Source organism: Mesorhizobium sp. ISC25 (genome assembly GCF_042295465.1).
Lineage (GTDB): Bacteria > Pseudomonadota > Alphaproteobacteria > Rhizobiales > Rhizobiaceae > Mesorhizobium.
Map to the genome: position 1 here is coordinate 3,517,607 of NZ_CP135441.1, position 23,164 is coordinate 3,540,770.

15 protein-coding genes are annotated in these 23,164 nt (G+C 63.1%); 7 read left to right on the forward strand and 8 right to left on the reverse strand.

Features of this window, described 5'->3' with window-relative positions:
- Positions 1–184: 184 nt before the first annotated feature.
- Positions 185–1,840 (forward strand): lysine--tRNA ligase, encoded by a 1,656-nt coding sequence (locus RQ479_RS17560; protein ID WP_376702004.1) that lies wholly within the window; start codon positions 185–187, stop codon positions 1,838–1,840.
- On the opposite strand, the gene RQ479_RS17565 is transcribed toward RQ479_RS17560, so the two are convergent.
- The 7 genes from RQ479_RS17565 to RQ479_RS17595 all read right to left on the reverse strand — a co-directional run bounded on the left by RQ479_RS17565 (position 1,803) and on the right by RQ479_RS17595 (position 10,629).
- Complete coding sequence (locus RQ479_RS17565; RefSeq protein WP_376702005.1) at positions 1,803–2,639, reverse strand: thermonuclease family protein; 837 nt, start codon at positions 2,637–2,639, stop codon at positions 1,803–1,805. The two genes, RQ479_RS17560 and RQ479_RS17565, sit on opposite strands and share 38 nt — an antisense overlap.
- A gap of 11 nt (positions 2,640–2,650) precedes the next feature.
- Entirely contained in the window at positions 2,651–3,295 is a 645-nt protein-coding gene (locus RQ479_RS17570) for a helix-turn-helix transcriptional regulator (protein ID WP_023677336.1), read from the reverse strand.
- 82 nt (positions 3,296–3,377) lie between these two features.
- A complete protein-coding gene (locus RQ479_RS17575) occupies positions 3,378–5,597 on the reverse strand; it encodes a 3-hydroxyacyl-CoA dehydrogenase NAD-binding domain-containing protein (protein WP_376702006.1) in 2,220 nt (739 codons plus the stop codon).
- A gap of 12 nt (positions 5,598–5,609) precedes the next feature.
- A complete protein-coding gene (locus tag RQ479_RS17580) occupies positions 5,610–6,818 on the reverse strand; it encodes an acetyl-CoA C-acetyltransferase (RefSeq protein ID WP_376702007.1) in 1,209 nt (402 codons plus the stop codon).
- Positions 6,819–6,849: 31 nt separating this feature from the next.
- Positions 6,850–8,019 (reverse strand): acyl-CoA dehydrogenase family protein, encoded by a 1,170-nt coding sequence (locus RQ479_RS17585; protein WP_352715714.1) that lies wholly within the window; start codon positions 8,017–8,019, stop codon positions 6,850–6,852.
- A gap of 115 nt (positions 8,020–8,134) precedes the next feature.
- A complete protein-coding gene (locus tag RQ479_RS17590; protein WP_376702008.1) occupies positions 8,135–9,931 on the reverse strand; it encodes an acyl-CoA dehydrogenase in 1,797 nt (598 codons plus the stop codon).
- A gap of 236 nt (positions 9,932–10,167) precedes the next feature.
- Positions 10,168–10,629 carry a MerR family DNA-binding transcriptional regulator gene (locus RQ479_RS17595; RefSeq protein ID WP_023719513.1) on the reverse strand — a complete coding sequence of 154 codons (462 nt, stop codon included), beginning with the start codon at positions 10,627–10,629 and terminating at the stop codon, positions 10,168–10,170.
- 550 nt (positions 10,630–11,179) lie between these two features.
- Here RQ479_RS17595 and RQ479_RS17600 point away from each other — a divergent pair.
- From RQ479_RS17600 to RQ479_RS17615, 4 genes are all read left to right on the forward strand, one after another.
- On the forward strand, positions 11,180–15,037 hold the full coding sequence (locus tag RQ479_RS17600; RefSeq protein ID WP_376702009.1) for a peptidoglycan-binding protein: 3,858 nt from the start codon (positions 11,180–11,182) through the stop codon (positions 15,035–15,037).
- Between the two features lie 191 nt (positions 15,038–15,228).
- On the forward strand, positions 15,229–16,152 hold the full coding sequence (locus RQ479_RS17605) for a sulfite exporter TauE/SafE family protein (RefSeq protein ID WP_023676949.1): 924 nt from the start codon (positions 15,229–15,231) through the stop codon (positions 16,150–16,152).
- A complete protein-coding gene (locus tag RQ479_RS17610; protein ID WP_376702010.1) occupies positions 16,152–16,943 on the forward strand; it encodes a TIGR02186 family protein in 792 nt (263 codons plus the stop codon). Before RQ479_RS17605 ends, RQ479_RS17610 begins: the two co-directional genes overlap by 1 nt.
- 108 nt (positions 16,944–17,051) lie before the next feature.
- Positions 17,052–18,308, forward strand: coding sequence for an Hsp70 family protein (locus RQ479_RS17615; protein WP_376702011.1), 1,257 nt, complete (start codon positions 17,052–17,054; stop codon positions 18,306–18,308).
- Positions 18,309–18,313: 5 nt separating this feature from the next.
- On the opposite strand, the gene RQ479_RS17620 is transcribed toward RQ479_RS17615, so the two are convergent.
- Positions 18,314–19,216, reverse strand: coding sequence for a LysR substrate-binding domain-containing protein (locus RQ479_RS17620; RefSeq protein WP_352464877.1), 903 nt, complete (start codon positions 19,214–19,216; stop codon positions 18,314–18,316).
- Positions 19,217–19,496: 280 nt separating this feature from the next.
- Between RQ479_RS17620 and RQ479_RS17625 the strand changes: the two genes are divergently transcribed.
- Entirely contained in the window at positions 19,497–22,424 is a 2,928-nt protein-coding gene (locus RQ479_RS17625; protein ID WP_376702012.1) for a molybdopterin oxidoreductase family protein, read from the forward strand.
- Complete coding sequence (locus RQ479_RS17630; RefSeq protein ID WP_352464875.1) at positions 22,421–23,155, forward strand: 4Fe-4S dicluster domain-containing protein; 735 nt, start codon at positions 22,421–22,423, stop codon at positions 23,153–23,155. Before RQ479_RS17625 ends, RQ479_RS17630 begins: the two co-directional genes overlap by 4 nt.
- Positions 23,156–23,164: the final 9 nt, after the last annotated feature.

Genomic DNA, 23,164 nt, shown 5'->3' on the forward strand with positions numbered 1-23,164 from the left:
GCCGCGATCGTTGGCGCTCCGGTCACACCTTGGAACTTGATCCATCCTGACTATCGGGACAGGGGCTCTTAATCTTCTTGCCTGATCACGGTCCTGCCCGGAAACCGGGTTCCACTTTTCGGGATCATGGTCTAGAGCATGCGGCTGCCGGCATGGATGCCGGCAAAGTTGCAGGAATAGCATCATGGCCGAACAACAGCCGATCGATCTCAGCCCGGAAGTCCTCACCGCCGCCGCCGAAAGCAAGGCGTGGCCATTCGAGGAAGCGAAAAAGATCGTCGCCCGTTACGCGAGCAGCGGCTACCCGGAAACGGTGCTGTTTGAGACCGGCTACGGCCCGTCAGGGCTGCCGCATATCGGCACGTTCGGCGAGGTGGCGCGCACGTCTATGGTGCGCCACGCCTTCCGCGTGCTGACCGAAAACAAGGTCAAGACGCGGCTGCTGTGCTTCTCCGACGACATGGACGGATTGCGCAAAGTGCCGGACAATGTGCCTAACAAGGACATGCTGCGCGCCTATCTCGGCAAGCCGCTGACCAGGATACCGGACCCTTTCTCCAATGAGTATCCGTCGTTCGGCGCCGCCAATAACGCAAGGCTGCGCGCTTTCCTCGACCGTTTCGGCTTCGATTACGAATTCGCTTCCTCGACCGACTATTACACTTCCGGCCGCTTCGACGCGACGCTGCTCAAGATGCTCGAGCGCTTCGATAAGGTGATGGCAATTATGCTGCCGTCGCTACGCGAGGAGCGGGCGCTGAGCTATTCGCCCTTCCTGCCGATCCATCCCAAGACCGGCATCGTCATGCAAGTCGCGATCGACGAGCGCAAGCTCGACGCCGGCACCATCGTGTGGCGCGACCCGGACACCGGCGAGCGCTTCGAGACGCCGGTGACCGGCGGTCATGCCAAGCTGCAATGGAAGCCAGATTGGGCGATGCGCTGGGCAGCACTCGGCGTCGATTACGAGATGTCCGGCAAGGATCTGATCGATTCCGTCAAGCTCGCCGGGCAGATTTGCCGCGCGCTCGATGCTCCGGCACCGGAGGGCTTCAATTATGAGCTGTTCCTCGATGAGAACGGCCAGAAGATCTCGAAGTCGAAGGGCAATGGGCTGACCATCGACGAGTGGCTGAGTTACGCGCCGACCGAGAGCCTTAGCCTTTATATGTTCCAGCGCCCGCGAACCGCGAAGAAGCTTTATTTCGACGTCATCCCGAAGGCGGTAGACGAATATTACACGTTCCTCTCTGCCTATCAGAGGCAGGACTGGAAGGAGCGGCTGGGCAATCCGGTCTGGCACATGCATGACGGCAATCCCCCGGCAGTCGACCTGCCGGTTCCGTTCTCGCTGCTGCTCAATCTGGTCAGCGCCTCGAATGCCCAAAACAGGAGCGTGCTGTGGGGTTTCATTTCGCGCCACGCGCCGGGTGTGACGCCGACGACCCATCCCGAGCTCGACCGACTGGCCGAATATGCCATCCGCTATTTCGACGATTTCGTGAAGCCGGCCAAAGTGTACCGTGCTGCCGACGCGGTCGAGCGCGAGGCGCTGACCAAGCTTTCGGAAGCGCTCGCCGCGCTGCCGGCTGATGCCGACAGCGAGGCGATCCAGAACGCTGCCCTCAATGTGGCACGCAAGATCGAGCGCTACCAGGATCATTCCAAGCAGAGCCCGGAGGGCGGGCCCGGTGTCTCCGTCGCCTTCTTCCAGATGATCTATCAGGTGCTGATAGGTCAGGAACGCGGGCCGCGCTTCGGCTCCTTCGCCGCGCTCTACGGCATCGCCGAAACGCGCGAGCTCATTCAGCGGGCGCTGGCTGGTCAGCTGGCGGCATGAGGACGCCGTCCTGCTCCTCCAGGATCGAGCTCGGCGCTTCAGGCGCGGATCGCGGCGCAGCCGGGAGCGGTGGCAGGCCTGAAACGCTCGGCGCCGGCCCGAAGACGCCTCTCTTTGCTGCACGCGCCTTCTCGCCGGCTTCTGCGTAAACGCCGCCCTTGGCGGCGCGCGCCCAGCCGTTTTCGACCAGCCATTGGCCGATATCCTGATTGCCGATCCGGCACTCGGCGGCGATCAGATCACGACCGCCTTCGGGCGGCACGGCACAGACCACCGCACGACTGCGGAGAAAGGCGCGGAAGGCCGTTCGCGCCCGGATGCCGCAATTCCAGGACTTGCCGCCGTCGGTGCAAGTCTCCTCCTGCTTGACGATGTCGATACCGGAAACCGCAATCGAATAGCCCTTTGCTTCGATGAGCCCGGCGGCCAGCGCGACGGGCTGGAATAGTTTCGTGCCTTTCCAGTCGTCGGGCATTTTCGTTTTTGGCGGCTTGGGCGGTCCGGCCAATGCCAGATCGCTCAACGGGGCGCGCGGCTCTATCCGTTCAAGCTCGTTGGAACCGAGCTGCGGCGGCACCACGATTTCTGGATCGATTGCCCTCGAATGCGCCGCCTGCTTGGCCGGCACTGGTTTCGGGATGGCCGACGTAGCCGGCGCGGCGGGCTGCGGTTCAGCGCCGACCTGGATTTGCTCCCAAGGGCCGCCGCCTTCGCTCTGGACGGCGCGGCCGCCGGCGACAATTGCCGTGGCCATCGCCGGGATCGCCAGAACAGCCAAGGCAAGGTGAGGCAGACGCACCGGCCCCGCGCCTACTGGCTTGCCCAGACAATCCGCGCCACCCATTCGACATCGCGCATGGGGATGTCGCGGTCCGGGTGATCGGGATTGAGGGAGACCAGCGCGATCGACCTCGGTGTCTGGCGGTCGAGCACCTTGGCCATCACCTCGCCGGCATTGGTCTTGACGACGACGCGATCACCCTTTCGTATGGTAGCCCCCGGCTCGACGATCAGGACATCGCCATTGCGATAGAGCGGCAGCATGGAATCGCCCTGGACCTTCAAGGCATAGGAGGTTTCGGTTGCGCGTGCCGGAAGCTCGATCAGGTCCCATCCCTGCCCCGCCGGAAACCCGGCGTCGTCGAAGAAGCCACCGGCGCCCGCCTGGGCGAAGCCGAGCAGCGGCACCGACGATCTCTGCACGGGCAGTGCGCCGGAATTACCCCGACCCTCGACCAGCCCCGCAAATTCATCCAGCGAGGCGCCGGTCGCCTCGATGATCTTGGCCAGCGATTCGGTCGACGGCCAGCGCGGCCGTCCATCTGAGGACAGCCGCTTCGATTTGTTGAAGGCGGTCGAGTCGAGGCCAGCGCGCCTGGCCAGTCCGGAGGCCGAAAGCGAATAACGCTCGGCAAGAGCGTCGATGGCGGCCCAAACGCGGTCGTGCGAGAGCACCTTGCTCTTCCTTCGAAACAGGAAAAAATACCTTCCCTGTTCTACCCCTTGGCCGCTATCTTGTCCACCGCCGAAGACGGCGTCAGGCTGCCTCCTTGGCCTCGTCCCTGGTATAGGGATCGAAGCGCTCGTAGAAGGTCTCGCCCTTCTCGGCCATATCGAGCAGCAGCTTCGGCGCCTTGAACTCGGTGCCGTATTTCTTCTGCAGGCGCTTGGCGAGTTTGACGAATTTCTTCGCGCCGATGCCGTCGATGTAGGACAGTGCACCGCCTGTATAGGGCGCGAAGCCGAAGGCCAGGATCGAGCCGACATCGGCCTCGCGTGGATCGGTAACGATGCCCTCTTCCATCACCCGTACCGCCTCAAGCGCGATGGTGACCAGCAGCCGCTGCTTCAGTTCCTCATAGTCGACCTGCTCCGGCGCCAGCTGCGGGTAGAGATCCCTCAGGCCTGGCCACAGCTTCTTCTTGGCCGGTTTTGCCGGATAGTCATAAAAGCCCTTGCCGTTCTTGCGGCCCAAGCGACCATGCGTGTCGACCATCGTGTTGATCAGCGCCATCTGCTTCGGATCGACCGCCTTGTCGCCGAGGTCGCGCATGGTCTGCTTCATGATCTTCTGGGCAAGGTCGATCGCAGTCTCGTCGGTCAACGCCAGGGGACCGACCGGCATGCCGGCGGCTTTCGCCGCATTCTCGATCATCGGCGCCGGAACACCTTCGATCAGCATCTTGTAGGCTTCCGACATGTAGCGCAGCACGCAGCGATTAACATAGAAACCGCGCGTATCGTTGACGACGATCGGCGTTTTCTTGATGGCACGGACAAAGTCGATCGCGGTTGCCAGCGCCTTGTCGCCGGTCTTCTTGCCGAGGATGATCTCGACCAGCATCATCTTGTCGACCGGCGAGAAGAAATGGATGCCGATGAAATTCTTCGGCCGCGCCGAATTCCTGGCCAGCGATGTAATCGGTATGGTCGACGTATTCGAGGCGAAGATCGCCGACGGCTTGAGTACAGCCTCGGCCAGTTCGGTGGCACCCTTCTTTACGGCCGAATCCTCGAATACCGCCTCGACCACAAGATCGCAGCCGGCGAGATCGGCGTAATCGGCCGTCGGCGTGATCAGCGACAGGAACCGATCCTTGTCCTGTGGCTTGGCACGGCCCTTCTTCACCTGATCCGAGATAAGGTTGTCGGAATGCGCCTTGCCCTTGGCGGCAGACTCCATGTCACGGTCGAGCAGTACCACCGGAATGCCTGCCTTGGCCGTCACATAGGCGATACCGGCGCCCATGAAGCCGGCGCCGAGTACGCCGATCTTCTTGAACTTCGTTTCCGGCACACCGGCCGGGCGGCGCGCGCCCTTGTTCAGTTCCTGCAGCGACACGAACAGCGAACGGATCATCGCTGCCGCTTCCCTGGTCTGCATGATCTCGGTGAAGTAGCGTTGCTCGATCCGCAAGGCGGTGTCGAACGGCACCAGCAAGCCCTCGTAGACGCATTTCAGGATGGCGGCAGCGGCGGGATAATTGCCATAGGTCTCGCGGCGCAGGATGGCGATGGCCGGCGGCCACAGATTGGCACCGGCCATCGAATAGATCGGAGCGCCGGGCAGCTTGAAGCCTTTTTCGTCCCAGGGCGCCACGGGTTTCAAGCCGTTCTTGATCATCGCCTTGGCGGTTTCGACCAGCTTGTCCGGCTCGGCAATCTCATGGATCAGGCCCATCGACTTGGCCTTCTGTGGCGACAGGGTCTGGCCGGAGGTCAGCATTTGCAGCGCCTGCTGCTGGTCGGTCAGCCGCGGCACGCGCTGGGTGCCGCCGGCGCCCGGAAAAATGCCGATCTTCACTTCGGGAAGCGCCATCCTCACTTTGTCTGAATCGGCCGCGACACGGCCATGGCAGGCGAGCGACAATTCGAACGCGCCTCCCATGCAGGTACCGTTGATCGCCGAAACCCACGGCTTGCCCGAGGTTTCCAGCTTACGGAATAGTCCGGTCATTTTTCCAGCATTGTCGAACAGCGCCTTGGTCGCCTTCTCCGGGTCCTTGGCCTTGTCGGCGGCGAAGGTCGCCAGCATCTTCTGCAGCATGGTGATGTCGGCGCCGCCCGAGAACGTATCCTTGCCGGAGGTGATCACCGCGCCCTTGATCGCTGCATCGCTCGCCACTTTGTCGACGATGGCGTTCAGTTCGAGCATCACCTCCTCGGTGAAGACGTTCATCGAACGGTCCGGCATGTCCCAGGTGACCAGCGCAATACCGTCGGCGTCGATGTCGAGGGTGAAATTGGTGTAGCTCATCATCTCTCTCCGTCAGACGCGTTCGATGATCGTTGCGGTGCCCATGCCGGCGCCGATGCAAAGCGTCACCAGCGCGGTGTTGAGGTCGCGGCGCTCCAGTTCGTCCAAAACCGTGCCGAAGATCATCGCACCGGTGGCGCCGAGCGGATGGCCCATGGCGATGGCGCCACCATTGACGTTGATCCGGTCATGCGGAATGTCGAAAGCCTGCATGTAGCGCAGCACCACCGAAGCGAAGGCCTCGTTGAGCTCGAACAGCTCGATGTCCGACAGCTTCATCTTCGCCCGCTTCAACAGCTTCTCGGTGACGTCGACGGGGCCGGTCAGCATCAGCACCGGTTCGGAGCCGATGTTGGCGAAGGCACGGATGCGCGCGCGCGGCTTGAGGTCGAGCGTCTTTCCCGCCTTTTTCGAGCCGAGCAGCACGGCCGCCGCGCCATCGACGATGCCGGACGAGTTGCCAGCATGGTGGACGTGGTTGACCTCTTCCACCTCGGGATGCTTCTGCACGGCGACGGCGTCGAAGCCGCCCATTTCGCCCGGCATGACAAAGGACGGATTGAGCGCGGCCAGCGACTGCATGTCGGTCGAAGGCCGCATGTGCTCGTCGTGATCGAGAATGGTCACGCCGTTCTGGTCCTTGACCGAGATCACCGAATTCTTGAAGCGGCCCTCGGCCCACGCCTTGGCGGCACGTTTCTGGCTTTCGACCGCGTAAGCGTCGACGTCGTCGCGCGAAAACCCGTATTTGGTGGCGATCAGGTCGGCCGAGATTCCTTGCGGCACGAACCAGCCGGGCAGGCCGACCGATGGGTCCATGAACCAGGCGCCGCCGGAGGCGCCCATGCCGACGCGCGACATCGATTCGACGCCACCGGCAATGACGATCTCGTCGGCGCCCTGCGCGATCTTGGCGGCGCCGAAATTGATGGCATCCAGTCCCGAGGCGCAGAAGCGCGATATCTGCATGCCAGGCGCCTTGGTGTCGTAGCCGGCCTCGAAAGCGGCGGCACGTGGAATGACCGCACCCGCCTCGCCAACCGGATCGACACAACCGAAGATGATGTCGTCAACAGCGGCGGTGTCCAGCCCGTTGCGGTCGCGGATCGCCTCGAGCACCTTGGCGCCGAGCCGCACCGCCGGCACTTCGTGCAGCGAGCCATCCTTCTTGCCCCTGCCGCGCGGCGTGCGCACGGCATCATAGACATAAGCTTCGGCCATTTTCCTGCTCCTTGGGTTTGCTGAAACTCGCTCAGAGTGAGCGGCCGATCAGCAATTTCATGATCTCGTTGGTGCCGCCGTAGATGCGCTGGACGCGGGCGTCGCGAAACATGCGCGCAATCGGATATTCATTCATGTAGCCATAGCCGCCATGCAATTGAAGGCATTCGTCGACGACTTTTCCTTGCAGGTCTGACAGCCAGTATTTGGCCATCGAAGCCGTCACCGGGTCGAGGCCACCGTTAATGTGGCGGGCAACGCAGTCATTATAGAAGACGCGGCCGATGGTCGCCTCGGTCTTCAATTCGGCAAGCTTGAACTGGGTGTTCTGGAATTCGATGATGGCCTTGCCGAAGGCCTTGCGCTCCTTGACGTAGTCGATGGTAAGCGCCAGGGCCCGCTCGACCATGGCGATAGCAGTGGTGCCGATCTGCAGCCGCTCCTGCGGCAATTGTTGCATCAACTGGACGAAGCCCTGGCCTTCGTCGTTGCCGAGCAGGTTCGAGGTCGGCACACGCACGTCGTTGAAGAACAGTTCCGACGTGTCGTTGGCCTTGAGGCCGATCTTGTCGAGGTTGCGGCCGCGCTCGAAACCCTCCACCTCGTCAGTCTCGACGACGATCAGCGAGATGCCCTTGGCGCCCTTCTCAGGATCGGTCTTGGTAACGACGATGATGAAATTGGCGAGCTGGCCGTTGGTGATAAAGGTCTTCGAGCCGTTGAGCTTGTACCGGTTGCCGTCCTTTTCGGCGCGCGTCTTGACGCCTTGAAGGTCGGAGCCCGCACCCGGCTCGGTCATGGCGATGGCGCCGATCAGCTCGCCGCTCGCCAGCCTCGGCAGCCACTTCTTCTTCTGCTCCTCCGAGCCGTAGTGGAGGATATAGGGGGCAACGATCGAATTGTGCAGGCCAATGCCGAACCCGTCGACGCCGACATGGCCGATCGCCTCGATGATGGCGCTCTCATGCGCGAAGGTGCCGCCCGATCCGCCATATTCCTCCGGCATCGAGGCGCAGAGCAGGCCGGCAGCACCCGCCTTCAGCCAGCTTTCGCGGTCGACCATCTCGTTCTTCTCGAACTCGTCGTAACGCGGCGCGATCTCTTCCGACATGAAGCGGTGCGCCATGTCGTAAAGCATGCCGACCTCGTCCGCCGCCCAAGCGGGCTTGGGAAGGCCAAGGATTTCGGCGGGGTTAGTCATGTTTATTCTCCGATCCTCCTTCCAAGCACGCCGCCAGCATTGAGGCTGGCGCGCTGCCGTGGCGACCCTTCCCGGCCGCTTTCGCGGCCACCCTCCTCTTGAGGAGGAGGGGAGCCTAGAACGCTTCCGCCGGCAGTGCCATCAATGTGTCGGCACCGCTGGCGATGCGGGCAAGATGCGCCGATGTCTCCGGCATGATCCGCTCTATGAAGAAGCGCGCCGTCACCAGCTTGTTGTCGTAGAAAGACGAAGCGCCGTCGGCGCCATCAGCCAATTTCGCTGCGGCCACCTTGGCCATCCGGGCCCACATATAGCCCAGCGCCACCAGGCCGAAGAGATGCATGTAGTCGGTCGAGGCGGCACCGGCATTGTCGGGCTTGGCCATGCCGTTCTGCACCAGCCACATCGTCGCCGCCTGCAGATCGTTGAGGCCCTTCTTCAGCGTCTTGGTGAAGGGCGCAATCTTCTCGTCGGTGCGGTTTTCCTCGCAGAACTCGCCGACTTCCCTAAAGAAGGCCTGCACCGCGCGACCGCCATTCAAGGCCAGCTTGCGGCCGACGAGGTCGAGCGCCTGGATGCCGTTGGCACCCTCATAGACCATGGCGATGCGCGCATCGCGGACGAACTGGCTCATGCCGTGCTCTTCTATATAGCCGTGGCCGCCGAACACCTGCTGCGCCATTACCGCATGATCGAAACCCTTGTCGGTGAGCACGCCCTTGACCACCGGCGTCATCAGGCCGGTGTAGTCGTCGGCCGCCTGGCGATCCTTGTCGTCACTGGAGCGGTGAGCGATGTCGGACTTGATCGCCGTCCACAGCGCCAGCGCGCGGCCGGCCTCGTTGAAAGCCTTCATGGTCATCAGGCTGCGGCGGATGTCCGGATGGACGATGATCTGATCGGCCTTCCTGTCCGGCGCCTTCGGCCCTGACAGCGAGCGGCCCTGCAGACGATCCTTGGCGTAGGAAACCGCATTCTGATAGGCGACCTCCGATAGCGAGAGCCCCTGCAGGCCGACGCCAAGCCGCGCCTCATTCATCATGGTGAACATTGCTTTCAGCCCGCCATTGGCCTCGCCTAGCAGCGTGCCTTCAGCGTCGTCGTAATTCATGACGCAGGTCGAGTTGCCATGGATACCCATCTTCTCCTCGATCGAGCCACAGGAGACGGTGTTCTTCTCGCACGGATTGCCTGAGGCATCGAGCTTGAGCTTCGGCACGATGAACAGCGAGATGCCCTTCACGCCATCCGGCGCGCCCTCGATACGGGCCAGCACAAGGTGGACGATATTGTCCGACATGTCATGCTCGCCGGCCGAGATGAATATCTTCTGGCCGGAGATCCTGTAGGTGCCGTCGCCATTTGGGACGGCCTTGGTGCGCAGCAGGCCAAGATCGGTTCCGCAGTGCGGCTCGGTCAGGTTCATGGTGCCGGTCCAGGCGCCCTCGACCAGCTTCGGCAACCATGTTGCCTTCTGCTCTTTGGTGCCATGGGTGATGATCGCAGCGATCGCGCCCTGCGTCAGGCCGGCATACATCATCAGCGACATATTGGCCGACACCATATATTCGGCAACCGCAGTGTGCACCGCGTAGGGCAAGCCTTGCCCGCCAAACTCGACAGGTGCGGCGAGCCCCATCCAGCCGCCTTCGCGATACTGGTCGAAGGCTTCCTTGAAGCCTTTCGGCGTCGTTACCGAACCGTCGTCATGGCGCATGCAGCCTTCCACGTCGCCGACACGGTTCAGCGGCTGCATCACGTTTTCGGCGAGCTTCGCACCCTCGGCAAGGATGGCCTCGAGCACATCCGGCGTCGCGTCAGAAAATCCGGGAAGATTGGAATAACGCTGATATCCCAACACTTCGTTCAGCACGAACAGCGTGTCCCGGACCGGCGCTCTGTAGATCGGCATGCGTTTCCTCCACCATGCGGTCTTGGCCCCGAAATCAGCCCCGGCATATGAGGATGGGAGCGGACCAACGTTACGGTCGAGATAACAAATATTGACGTTTGCGTAAACGTCAATTCTGCGGTGCGGCAAATTTTCTGCCGCGCGCCAAGACGGCAAACGACGAAGGACGGGAAACGACGAAGAACCGCGCAGCGAAAGCCACGCGGTTCTCATTCGTCGGAAATCGACAGGTTAGTTTAGCTCGCCACGCTGGCCTGCGGCGCCGAGCGCTCAATCAGCATTTGCCGGACGGTCGACATCGAAGCACTCAGTTCGCTGATGGCGTCGTCGATCAGCGCCCGCTGCTTTTGCAGACGGGCAAGCTGCTTTTCCGATTTGTCGAGCGCCAGCCGCAACTGCTTGGTGTTGGAGCCGTTCGGATCATAGAGGTCCATCATCTGCTTGACGTCGCGCAGCGAGAACCCGACCTTGCGGCCAAGCAGGATCAGCTTCAACCGGGCCCTGTCGCGGCGCGTATAGAGACGGGTCGAGCCGTCGCGCTGCGGGTTGAGTAGACCCTTGTCCTCATAGAAACGCAGCGTACGCAGCGTCACTCCGTATTTCTTGGCCATTTCGCCGATGCGGACAAGCTCTTCACCGGCTTCGCTCGACATATCGTTGGTGTTGGCCGCGGCTTGGCCGGGCGAAATAAGTTTCATGGTCACTGGCTTTCCCCGTCTGGTGGCGTCGCGGTCGCGGACCTTGCGTCGCCTGAGTGAAAGCGGGGGCGTGCTTCCACTCGTGGTTTCAACAAACAAATCGCAAACGGCGTAATCCGCTCATTTACGTTTACGTCAATTCTATATCGATAGCCGCCTCACCACGCAAGAGCGTTCTGGTCTTGCAACTTTATGCCGCAGCACCAGCGGATAAACCCAAAAATCGCGGTCGACTTCGGAAAGAACCCTGCGGCAGATCAAAATTCTACAGCGTCCTTTGTGCGTCCAAAGGGACACCCGGCGCCCTCGGCAGCAAGCCGACAAAGTTGCAACTTCTTAAGCTTGGTTAACGCGTTGTTTACCACGTTGGGGCGAAATGTGCGCATGTCGGTTACCCGTGTCTATCCTGTATTGAATTTTTCACGGTTTTCGGAGCGCGGATGAGACCCGGGAAGCTCGTCTTCCACTGCAACAAGCCAAGCAGTCGCCTTCGTCCCGGCAGGACTTTGGGAACCTGGTGAAAGCCAGCAATTCTGAAACGGGCGCATTGATGAACAGCAAGCGGTCCTACCTCGATACACTCAACGCCGGCAGGCAACGCCGGCCGCACACGACGCTTGAAGAGCTCAACCGCTCCCTGGAAACTCTGGAGCAGCGGCTGGAGCGGACGCGCGAGGAGACGGCAAGCCACCCAGATCCGCGCCGACCAGGGGCAGAACCGCGCTATCCCAGCGCCCAACCCTATGGCCAGCAGCGCCGGTATGAGGATCCACGCGCGCAGCGGCCGAAAGGTCCAGCAGCGGCTTTCGACCAGAATTACCAGGCGATCGCCCGCGATATAGACCGGGTGCGCGGGCAGGAGGACGGCGTCGCCCTAGCCGGCAAGATCGCCGGGGAATTGCGCGGCCTGCGCGAAGAGTTGCGCCAGCAGATGACCTCCGGCCTGCAACGCGAGTTCGAGGTACTGCGCAAGAATGTCGAGCGAGCCTTCCAGTCAAATGGCGGCGGCAAAGGCAGCGCCGAACTCGGCGTCGAATTCGAGCGGCTTTCCGGCGCCATCCAGACACTGGCCGAAAAAAGCGACGACAGAAGCGTTAATATGCTGCGGCTCGAGCTTGAGCAGGTCAAGGCCGCGCTCGATGCGCTGGCGCGCGAGGAGAGCGTGCAGGCGGTCGGACGCCGCTGGGACGATTTCGACCGCCGCTGGAACGCCTTCGAGGACCGCGTCGAGGCCGATCAGCGCAAGCGTTCCGATGCACCCGGCCTGTCGGCGCTGACGGAGCGGCTCGAACAGATCAGCAATGCCGTCAGCAATCTGCCGGAATCGCTGTCGCTGCGCTCGCTCGAGGAAAAGGTCCGGACGCTTGCCGGAGCGGTCGACCATTTCGCCCGCCAGCAGGACAATCGCGGCGGCGACACATTCCGTCAGATCGACGAGCGGCTCGACGAGATTTCCCGCGCGATCGTCGCCTCGACGGTTGCCGCGCAAGCCAATTCGTTCGACCCCGAGCCCTTCGAACGCATCGAGAAGCGGATCGATTCACTGGCCCAGCAAATCGAAGAAGTGTCGCAGGATCGTCCGGGTCGGGAGGTCATCGACCGTCTCAACACATTGTCGAGCCGCGTGGATGAGCTGGCCGGCCGAGCCAATCTGCCGGAACAGGCGATGGAGCGCCTTGCCAGGCAAGTCGCGCTTATTGCCGACAAGATCGACCACGCACCTGCCATGCCCGACGCGGACTACATCTTCCAGGGGCTCGAGCAGCGCTTCGACGTGCTGTCCAGCATGATGGAACGTCGCCAGGGCGACGCCATCGAACAAGGCAACATGCTGTTTCGCGACCTTGAGCGCCGGTTGGACGAGGTCGCCGACAGGCTCGACCAGCGCATGCCGCAGGTCGACAGCGCCGGCATCATGGATGCCATCGACGCCCGCTTCACCGCGCTGGCCAAGCGGATGGAGACGCGCGTTCCGGATCCTGCCAACGAGGCGGCGATCCGTGGCCTGGAGAGCCGGCTCGAAGACATCTCAAGCCGGCTGGATTCGTCCGCGGCACAGGTCGCAAGCATCGACCCGGCGTTGATCCGCAGCCTTGAAGCGCAGGTCGCCGGCCTGACGGCGCATCTTTCCCAGCCCGGCACGCCGCTGCCGGAATTCGACGACATCAGCCCGCGTCTCAACGACATCGAGAAGTCGCTGGCCGGAACCCGCGATTCCATCCTCGGCGCGGCGCGCGAGGCGGCTGAGAGCGCCGTCCGCTCGCTGGCCGGATCAAGCGCGAACACGGCGGCCGTTACCGGCCTCGCCCAGGACCTGAAGACGCTTGAGGCACTGACGCGCCGTTCGGACGAGCGCAATTCGAGGACGTTCGAGGCTATCCACGATACGCTGCTCAAGATCGTTGACAGGCTTGGTTCACTGGAGACCGGCGAACCGGCAAGCGCGGAGTTGAGCAAGCGCTTCGGCCGGGCATCCAAGATCTCGGTGCAGGACGCACCGTCGATGGACCTCGACCAGCCGCTGCCGTTGACGGGCAGCATGGCCGATCTCGACGGCCGCGCCGCGGCGCTCGTGCGAGACGAACCCGGTCCGCGTACGCCGGCCGAGGCCGCCGCCGCAGCCGCCCTGGCGGCTCTCGGTTCAGACACGACGCGTGAAAAAACCGAGCAAGGCGGCGGCAGGAAATCGATGTTAGGCGGGCTGGCGCGCGCCTTGAAGGGCAAGAAGGACGCCGAGATGCCGCCGCTTGCAGGCTCGGCGCCGAGCGCCGAGATACCGAGCGTCGATCTCGACGAGCCCCTCGACCCCAAGCTCGCCAACCGGCCACTGGAACCCGGTTCCGGCGCACCCGACCTCAGCGCCATCATGAAGCGCGTGCGCGACGAGCGCGGGCAGCCGGCCCGGGAAGGCGCCGAAGCGGCGAAGTCGGACTTCATCGCGGCAGCCAGACGGGCTGCGCAGGCGGCGGCTGCCGAGGCGGACGCCCTCAAGCGCCAGTCGACGATGAAAGGCCCGGTCAAGGCGCTCAGGATCGGCGACCTGCTCAAGGCGCGGCGCAAGCCGATCCTGATGGGGGCAATCGCCATCATGCTGGCGCTTGCCGGCCTGCAACTGGGCAAAGCCTTCTTCTCCGACCCGGTCGAAGTCGCCAACAATGAGGCGGCACCGGCCGTGGCCGTACAGCCGGTGGAAACCGCATTGGCCAGCGTTGCCAGCGAGCCGAAGGCGGACGCGCAGACGACAACACAGGAGAGTGCGCCGTCGCCCACCGTCAGGCAGGCAGAGCCATCCGCATCGATGACCAAGGACGACACGGCGGCGCAAACCGGCCCCGCCACAGCGGCAACCGAGGCATCGACGGCGCCCTCGGCTGCGGCGGCATCCGCTGACCTGGCGGCGCCAGACACCACGGCCGCAGTGCCCGCGCCGTCAGCGGCGACGGCCAGCTACGCTGAGCCAATGGCTGCCGCGCCTGCTACCACCACCGCCGCGACGCAGGACACGACCGGCACGGTGCCGCCGGCGGATGCTGCCGCGGCAGCAGGCGCCAAGATCGACGTTCCGGCCGATGCCGGTCCGGTCGCCCTGCGCGATGCAGCGGCCGACGGCGACGTCAAGGCGTTGTTCGAGATCGGCTCGCGCTACGCCGAGTCGCGCGGCGTCAAGGAAGACATGGCGGCGGCGGCCAAATGGTATGAGAAAGCTGCCGAACTCGGTTTCGCACCGGCAGAATACCGCATCGGCAATTTCTACGAGAAGGGCATTGGCGTCGCACGTGACGTCAAGAAAGCGAAGACCTGGTACCAGCTTGCCGCAGAGCAGGGCAATGCCAGCGCCATGCACAATCTGGCCGTGCTGTTTGCGATGGCGGCGGATGGCGTGACCGACAATGAATCGGCAGCGCGCTGGTTCCAGGCGGCGGCGGATCTCGGTGTCAAGGACAGCCAGTTCAATCTCGGCATCCTCGCGGCGAAGGGCGTCGGCATGAAGCAGAACCTCGAGGAGAGCTATAAATGGTTCGCGCTCGTCGCCAAGACCGGCGACAAGGATGCGGCGGCCAAGCGCGACGAGATCGCCAAGGCGCTGAGGCCCGAGCAGCTGGAGCGTGCGCGGGCCGCGGCTGAACTGTGGAAGGCCAAGCCGCTCGATCCAGCCGCCAATTCGGCCGACATTCCTGAATCGTGGCAGGACGGCACTCCGCAGACAACGGCCGGCATCGATATGAAGAAAGCGGTCCAGAACATCCAGCGCATTCTCAACAAGAACGGCTACGAGGCCGGCAATCCCGACGGCATGATGGGCCAGAAAACCAAGAACGCGATCATGGCCTTCCAGGCCGACAACGATATGAAGGCAACCGGTGCGATCGACGAAAAGCTGGTGAAGGCGCTACTCGCGCGTAAATAACGGCAGATGCGTCGTTTCCGCGACGCCCTTGCCACAGATTTGCCTGTTAACTGATTGAGTTGTTTTTTGTTTCGGCGGCGCGGCGAAGTTTGACTTGACCGCCCGGCCGGCGCAAGAACGAAATAGTCTTTTGGCGCAAGATGCCCGCAACGGTTGCATTCGCCAGGAGGCAAACTGATCGAGACTGACGGGTGGGCATCTATCTCCCGATCGCGGAAATTTCCGTCAACATCTTCGTACTGCTGGCCATGGGTGCGGCGGTGGGTTTCCTGTCGGGCATGTTCGGCGTGGGCGGCGGCTTTCTCATTACGCCGCTGCTGATCTTCTACAACATACCGCCGGCAATCGCGGTCGCCACCGGCGCCAACCAGGTCATCGCTTCCTCCTTCTCCGGCGCCCTGTCGCACATGAAGCGCGGCACGCTCGATTTCAAGCTAGGTGGCGTGCTTTTAGCCGGCGGCATCGTCGGCTCGACCGGTGGTATCTATGTCTTTGCGCTCCTGCGCCGGCTCGGCCAGCTCGACCTGTTCATATCGCTGCTCTACGTCGTGCTGCTCGGCACCGTCGGCGGGCTGATGCTGGTCGAGAGCGTCAATGCACTGCGCGCCACCCGCAGCGGCGCCGCGCCGGTGTTGAAGAAATCCGGCCAGCACAACTGGATCCACCGCCTGCCGCTGAAGATGCGATTCAGAGCCTCGAAGCTCTTTGTCAGCGTCATTCCGGTGCTTGGGCTGGGCGCGGCGATCGGCTTCCTGTCGTCGATCATGGGCGTCGGCGGCGGCTTCATCATGGTGCCCGCCCTGATCTACCTTTTGAAAGTGCCGACCAACGTCGTCATCGGCACCTCGCTGTTCCAGATCATCTTCACCTCGGCTTACACCACGCTGGTCCACGCCACCACCAACCAGACGGTCGACGTCATGCTCGCCTTCCTGTTGATGGCAGGCGGCGTCGCCGGCGCACAATATGGCGCCAAGGCCGGTCAGAGGCTGCGGGGAGAGCAACTCAGGGCGCTGCTGGCGCTGCTGGTGCTGGCGGTCGCCATCCGGCTCGCCATCGATCTTTTCGTCACGCCTCCCAATCTCTATTCGCTGTCCGGGGTGGGCCTGAGCTGATGGCTGGCTTGAGGACGCTCGCGGCCGCCGCCTTGCTGTCGCTGCTGGCCGCTGGGCCACCGGCGAAGGCGCAGGCGCCACTAACCGAAAACATCCAGATCGGCCTTTCCACCGACAATGTCTCGATTACCGCCGGTTTTTCCGGCGCCGACCTGACCATTTTCGGCTCGCTGGAAAATGCCGATCCGCTTGTCGCGCGGCAAGGGCGCTACGACGTGATCGTCGTGCTGGAAGGCCCGGCCCGACCGGTCGTCGTGCGCCGCAAGGACCGGGTGCTCGGCGTCTGGGTCAATCTGGAGTCGGAGACCTTCGAAAACGTACCTGTCTCCTATTCGGTGGCGACGACGCGGCCGCTGCAGGACGTCACCGATCCGAACAGCTACAAGCAGCTGTCGCTTGGCGCCTCCAACCTCTATTTGCAGCCGGCCGACGCCGAGGACAGCCCGGCGACAATCGAGGAGTTCACCGCCGCGCTGCGCGAGCGCAAGGCGGCGACAGGCCTCTACAGCGAGAATGTCGGCGGTGTGCAGTTCCTGTCGCAGAACCTGTTCCGCGCCACCGTCAGGCTCGCTCCCAACGTTCCGGTCGGCACCCACAAGGCCCGCGCCTTCCTGTTCAAGAGCGGCCTGTTCATCAAGGAAAGCTCCGCCCAGCTCGAAATCCGCAAGTCCGGTTTCGAACAGTCGATCTTCCGCGTCGCCCACGACTACTCCTTCCTCTACGGTGTCTTTGCCGTATCGCTGGCCATGCTGACAGGCTGGCTCGGAAGACTGGTCTTCAGGAAAGACTGAACTCTCGTAAAAGTGGTTTCCCTTTCCGAGGGTATGGGCTAGACCGCGACCCCCGGCCCGACCGGACACGAGCTGCTGCTCCCCAAATCAGAAATACAGGAACGCACGATGCGACCAGCATTTGCCGGGATCGACTTCGGCACTTCAAATTCCACCGTGAGCGTGGTCAGGAACGGGCAGCCGCGGCTGGTGGCGTTGGAAGACGGCCAGGTCACGCTGCCCAGTGCGGTGTTTTTCAATTTCGAGGACAACCGCACCTATTTCGGGCGACGCGCCATCGCCAACTATACGGACAGTATCGAGGGCCGCCTGATGCGCTCGCTGAAGAGCGTGCTCGGCAGCTCGCTCGCTCACGAAAAGACGCGCATCAAGGCGCGCTCGATCGGCTTCATGGAAATTGTCGGCCTATTTGTCGGCCACCTGAAAAAGAAGCTCGAAGAAAACGCCCTCGACACAGTCGAAAGCGTCGTGCTCGGACGGCCGGTACAGTTCGTAGACGACGACGCCGGGGCCGACGCCGAGGCTGAACACGAACTCGAAAATGCCGCTCGCGCCCAAGGCTTCAAGCACATCGCCTTCCAATTCGAGCCGATCGCGGCGGCACTCGATTACGAGCAGAAAGTGACGCGCGAGGAACTGGCGTTGATCGTCGACATGGGCGGCGGCACGTCCGACTTCTCGATCGTGCGGGTCTCGCCTGAGCGCGCCCGCTCGCTCGACCGCAAGAACGATATTCTGGCCAGTCGCGGCATCCACATCGGCGGCACCGACTTCGACCGGCTGCTGAGCATCGCCCATGTGATGCCGCAGCTCGGCTATCTGACGCCAACCAAGGACGGCAAGCGCAATCTGCCGGCGAGCTACTTCATCGACTTGGCGACATGGCAGCGCATCAACCTGGTCTATACCGCAAGGGCGATGACGCATCTTCGCCAGATCCGCTACGAGGCAGAGCGCGCAGACCTGGTCGACCGCTTCATCCACATCGTCGAGCATCGTTACGGCCACGCGCTGGCGGCGCTGGTCGAAAAGGCCAAGATCGAGCTGACGGACCGATCGTCGGCCGGTATCGAGGTCGCGCTACCGGAGGTGAGGTTCATGGCAGAGATCACGCGCGCGGGTCTCGAAGCCACTATCGCTCGGGATATTGAGCGCGTTGCAGGTACGGTCGAGCAGACCGTCCGCGACGCGCAGGTGAAGCCCTCCGATATCACGGCGGTGTTCCTGACCGGCGGATCGACCGCGATCCCGCTGGCCAGGCAGCAGATCCTGGCTCTGGTGCCGCAGGCGTCGGTAATCGAAGGCGATGTGTTCGGCTCGGTCGGGCTTGGGCTGGCGCTCGACGCGCAGCGGAAGTTCGCCTGATCGGCTTAAAGCGGCGCGGCTCTCTCAGCTTTGCCGCCGAGATGCGCCTTGAGCGCCATCTGGGCCAGGCTTGGCTGCCGGTCGCGATGCGTGATCATGGCAAATTCGCGCTTCGGAAGATCGATCGGCACGGAACGCAGACTGCCTTCGGCGACCGCGCGCGCGACGACGAGTTCCGAAATGATGGTGGCGCCGGCGCCGGCCTCGACTGCCTGGCGAATAGCCTCATTGCTCGGCAACACCAGGAATATCTGCAGATCCGCGAACGAAATCCCGTCGCGTCGGGCAAGGTCCTCCAGCGCCTCGCGCGTGCCCGACCCGCCTTCGCGAATGATCCAGCGAAGCCCGCCAAGGTCGGGATGTCCAGGCGAAACTTCCGCGATCTCAGGGTGAGAGCGCGCCACGACCAGCATCATGCGATCGATATCGACCTTGGCACGCCGCAAAATGTCGGATTCGGTGCGCCCCTCTACCAGGCCAAAATCGGCTGCGCCATCAAGTACATTGGTCTCGACCTGCCTGGTGTTGCCAATGCTCACGCTCAGCCTGACGGCAGGATAGGCTTCGTGGAAAGAGGCGAGCCGGCGCGGCAGCCAATAGCTGGCGATGGTCTGGCTGGCAGCGATCGAGAGACTGCCTGATATCGTCTGCGAGACATGCTCCAGCACATTGTGGGCGGCCGCAGCCCGCTCGAGAACCGCCTTGGCCTCCGGCAGGAACCGGCGCCCGGTCTCGGCGAGCTCGATATTGCGGCCCACTCGGTTGAACAACTGCACGCCGTGCTGCTGCTCGAGCGAGCGGATCGCGGCGGATGCCGCCGACTGTGAGATGCCCACCAACTCGGCCGCTTTGGTCATGTGCGCCCGTTCGGCGACGGCGACGAAGATCCGCAATTGGTCCAGAGTCATGCCAGCATTAAGAAGCAAATCCGATTGGAATTACAAGAGCAAGTTGTTAGACAGATCGATTGCCTTGTTCTAGATTTTGGCCCGAAATTGGAAAAAAGTCGCGCCAGAACAGTCGAGGCTAGAAATTGATGAGACTGTTCAAATCCGTGTTTGCGCACTGGAGCCGCAGCCTGCGGTGGCGGCTGGTCGGTGAACGCTATCGGCCGGAACAGCATTACATGCGCGGCCCAGGCCCGAAGACGAGAGCCAAGGCCGCGGAACGCAAAAACATCGCCGGATCATGACCAACGAACCGCTGCGCGGCGCCAACTCAGCACCATCCCAACGACCGCTCGCCGATACGCGCGCGCCCGCTGAGGGCGATGGCGTCGATACGTCGCCCGATGTCTCCGACAGCGTGGCCAAGACGACCTGCTATATGTGCGCCTGCCGCTGCGGCATCGACGTCCATATCAAGGACGGCAAGGTCCGCTACATCAACGGCAACAAGGATCATCCGGTCAACCGCGGTGTGCTGTGCGGCAAGGGCAGCGCCGGCATCATGCAGCATTACAGCCCGGCCCGGCTGAAGAAGCCGCTACTGCGCACCGGTCCGCGCGGCTCGGGTGAGTTCCACGAAATCGAGTGGGAGGAAGCTTTGTCGATCGCGACGGAACGGCTTTCGAACATCCGCCGGACCGACCCGAAGAAACTCGCCTTCTTCACCGGGCGCGACCAGTCGCAATCGCTGACCGGCTGGTGGGCGAGCCAGTTCGGCACGCCGAACTTTGCCGCCCATGGCGGCTTCTGCTCGGTCAATATGGCGGCCGGCGGCCTCTACACGATTGGCGGCTCGTTCTGGGAGTTCGGCGAGCCCGACTGGGACAACACAAAATACTTCATGCTGTTCGGCGTTGCCGAGGACCATGATTCCAATCCGATCAAGATCGGCCTCGGCAAGCTCAAGGCGCGCGGCGCCAAGGTGGTTTCCATCAATCCCTGCCGCACCGGCTACAACGCCATTGCCGACGACTGGATCGGAATCCGGCCCGGCACCGACGGCCTGTTCGTATTCGCCCTCATCCACGAATTGCTGAAGGCCGGCCGCGTCGATCTCGACTACCTCTTGCGCTATACCAACGCCCATCTCCTTGTCATTCAGGAGCCTGGAGCTGTCAATGACGGGCTGTTCATGCGCAATGGCGATGGCAATCCGCTGGCTTGGGACAGGGTGGCGAAGATGCCTGTCGATGCCAGCGATGCCGACGCGAAGCCCGCATTGACCGGCAGCTTTCTCGTCGACGGCCGCCGTTGCGTGCCGGTCTTCCAACTCGTCGCCGACCGCTATCTGGACGAGAGCTATTCACCGGACGCCGTCGCTGACCGGTGCGGCATCTCCGCCGACACCATCCGACGCATCGCCGCAGAACTCGCTCATGTCGCCTTCGAACAGCAAATCGAATTGCCGGTGGCCTGGACGGATTGGGCCGGCCGCCGGCACGAGACCATCAAGGGCCGCCCGGTGTCGATGCATGCGATGCGTGGCATCTCGGCCCATTCGAACGGTTTTCACTCTTGCCGCGCCATTCATCTGCTTCAGGTGCTTCTCGGCACGGTGGACGTGCCGGGTGGCTTCCGCTTCAAGCCTCCCTATCCGCGGTCCGCGCCGCCGGGCCCCAAACCAGCCGGCAAGAATGTGAAGCCAATGACGGCGCTCGAGGGCATGCCGCTCGGCTTCGTCTGCGGACCGGAGGACCTGCTGGTCGATGAAGGCGGCAAGCCCATTCGGATCGACAAGGCCTACTCCTGGGATGCGCCGCTTGCAGCACACGGCCTCATGCACACGGTCATCCGCAACGCCTGGGCCGGCGATCCCTACACGATCGACACACTATTCATGTACATGTCGAACATGGCCTGGAACTCGTCGATGAACACGGTCGAGACGATGGCGATGCTGACCGATGTGGATGCATCGGGTGAGTACAAGATCCCGTTCATCATCTATTCCGACGCTTATTATTCCGAGACCGTGCCGTTCGCCGATCTGGTGCTGCCGGATACGACCTATCTCGAGCGTCATGACTGTATCAGCCTGCTCGACCGGCCGATCAGCCACGCCGACGGGCCGGGCGACGCCATCCGCCATCCCGTCGTCGAGCCGGACCGCGACGTCAGGCCGTTCCAGACGGTGCTGATCGAACTCGGCGCGCGGCTCAGCCTGCCCGGCTTCGTCGAGGACGATGGTTCCGCCAAATACCGTGACTATGCCGACTACATCGTCAATCACGAGCGCACGCCAGGTGTCGGCCCGCTCGCCGGCTGGCGCGGAAAGGACGGGGCCTCGGTCGGCAAGGGCGAGGTCAATCCCGACCAATTGCAGCGCTACATTGATAATGGCGGCTTCTGGCACCAGGATTTCGCCGCCGATCAGCGCTACTACAAAATGGCCAACCGCTCGTATCTCGAATTCGCCAAGAGCATGGGCTTCATCCCGAAGGCCGAGCCTATCGTGTTCCAACTCTATTCCGAGCCGATGCAGCGCTTCCGCCTCGCGGCGCGCGGCCATGGCCGGGTGCTGCCGGAGGCGGAGCGCAGCCGGGTCGAGACCTATATGGACCCGCTGCCGTTCTGGTACGCGCCCTTCGAAGAGGCTGCGGTCGATGGCCAAGCCTATCCGCTCCACGCGCTGACGCAGCGGCCGATGCACATGTACCACTCCTGGGGCGGGCAGAATGCCTGGCTAAGACAGATCACCAGCCAGAACAGGCTGTTCGTGCATCACCGGACCGCAGCCGGCCTCGGGCTTGTCGATGACGATTGGGTTTGGATCGAGAGCATCAACGGCAAGGTCAAGGGGCAGATCAGCCTGATCGACGGCGTCAACGCCGATACGGTGTGGACCTGGAACGCGATCGGCAAACGGCGCGGCAGCTGGGGGCTCAAGGACGACGCGGCCGAATCCAATCGCGGCTTCCTGCTCAACCACATCATCGGCGACCAGACCTCTGCCGATGCCAGCGGCAAACGCTATTCGAATTCCGACCCGGTGACCGGCCAGGCGGCGTGGTTCGACCTGCGCGTGCGCATCGTCAAATGCACGGCCGAGGAAGCTGGCTTCACCGAACCGCAGTTCGAGCGGTTCCGGCAGCCGCCGGGCTTCCAGCCCTCGCCCGACAAACTCAGTTTCGGCGCGGAATTCCGCCGGGAGAGAGAGGCTGCCGAATGACTTGCCTTCCCGCCAATACCGACAAGAAGCTCGGCCTTGTCATCGATCTCGACACCTGCGTCGGCTGCCAGGCCTGCGTTACCGCCTGCAAAGAATGGAACACCGGCGGCCATATGGCGCCGCTAACCGACATCGACCCCTATGGCGGCAATGTCGACGGTGTCTGGTTCAACCGCGTGCACAGTTATGAGCACATGACGGAGATGGGCGGACGCACGGTGAACTTCCCGCGCTCCTGCCTGCACTGCGAGACACCGGCGTGCGTCACGGTCTGCCCGACCGGCGCCTCCTACAAACGGGCGTCGGACGGCATCGTGCTGGTCGACGAGGACAAATGCATCGGCTGTAAACTGTGCAGCTGGGCCTGTCCCTACGGAGCCCGCGAATTCGATACCGATGTCGGCGTGATGAAGAAATGCACGTTGTGCGTCGACCGCATCTACAACGACAATCTGGCGGAAGAAGATCGCGTGCCGGCCTGCGTCGCTGCTTGCCCGACCAGCGCGCGGCATTTCGGCGATCTGGGCGATCCGGCATCGGCTATCTCGCAACTGGTGGCCGAGCGCGGCGGTGTCGATCTGATGCCGGAAATGGGCTACAAGCCGACCAACAAATATCTGCCGCCACGTGCCCACACCACCCGCGCCGCATCGGTGCCTGCCCCGGCCCTAGAAGCGGTGCGTGCGGAAGGCGGCTTCCTCGGCTGGGTCGACCGCATGCTTTCGAACTGACCCGCGTCT

Bases quoted from the DNA above. Each gene is read 5' to 3' on its own strand.
- RQ479_RS17560 (WP_376702004.1), top strand. From the start codon at position 185: ATGGCCGAACAACAGCCGATCGATCTCAGCCCGGAAGTCCTCACCGCC.
- RQ479_RS17575 (WP_376702006.1), bottom strand. From the start codon at position 5,597: ATGAGCTACACCAATTTCACCCTCGACATCGACGCCGACGGTATTGCG.
- RQ479_RS17580 (WP_376702007.1), bottom strand. From the start codon at position 6,818: ATGGCCGAAGCTTATGTCTATGATGCCGTGCGCACGCCGCGCGGCAGG.
- RQ479_RS17585 (WP_352715714.1), bottom strand. From the start codon at position 8,019: ATGACTAACCCCGCCGAAATCCTTGGCCTTCCCAAGCCCGCTTGGGCG.
- RQ479_RS17590 (WP_376702008.1), bottom strand. From the start codon at position 9,931: ATGCCGATCTACAGAGCGCCGGTCCGGGACACGCTGTTCGTGCTGAAC.
- RQ479_RS17595 (WP_023719513.1), bottom strand. From the start codon at position 10,629: ATGAAACTTATTTCGCCCGGCCAAGCCGCGGCCAACACCAACGATATG.
- RQ479_RS17600 (WP_376702009.1), top strand. From the start codon at position 11,180: ATGAACAGCAAGCGGTCCTACCTCGATACACTCAACGCCGGCAGGCAA.
- RQ479_RS17610 (WP_376702010.1), top strand. From the start codon at position 16,152: ATGGCTGGCTTGAGGACGCTCGCGGCCGCCGCCTTGCTGTCGCTGCTG.
- RQ479_RS17615 (WP_376702011.1), top strand. From the start codon at position 17,052: ATGCGACCAGCATTTGCCGGGATCGACTTCGGCACTTCAAATTCCACC.
- RQ479_RS17620 (WP_352464877.1), bottom strand. From the start codon at position 19,216: ATGACTCTGGACCAATTGCGGATCTTCGTCGCCGTCGCCGAACGGGCG.
- RQ479_RS17625 (WP_376702012.1), top strand. From the start codon at position 19,497: ATGACCAACGAACCGCTGCGCGGCGCCAACTCAGCACCATCCCAACGA.
- RQ479_RS17630 (WP_352464875.1), top strand. From the start codon at position 22,421: ATGACTTGCCTTCCCGCCAATACCGACAAGAAGCTCGGCCTTGTCATC.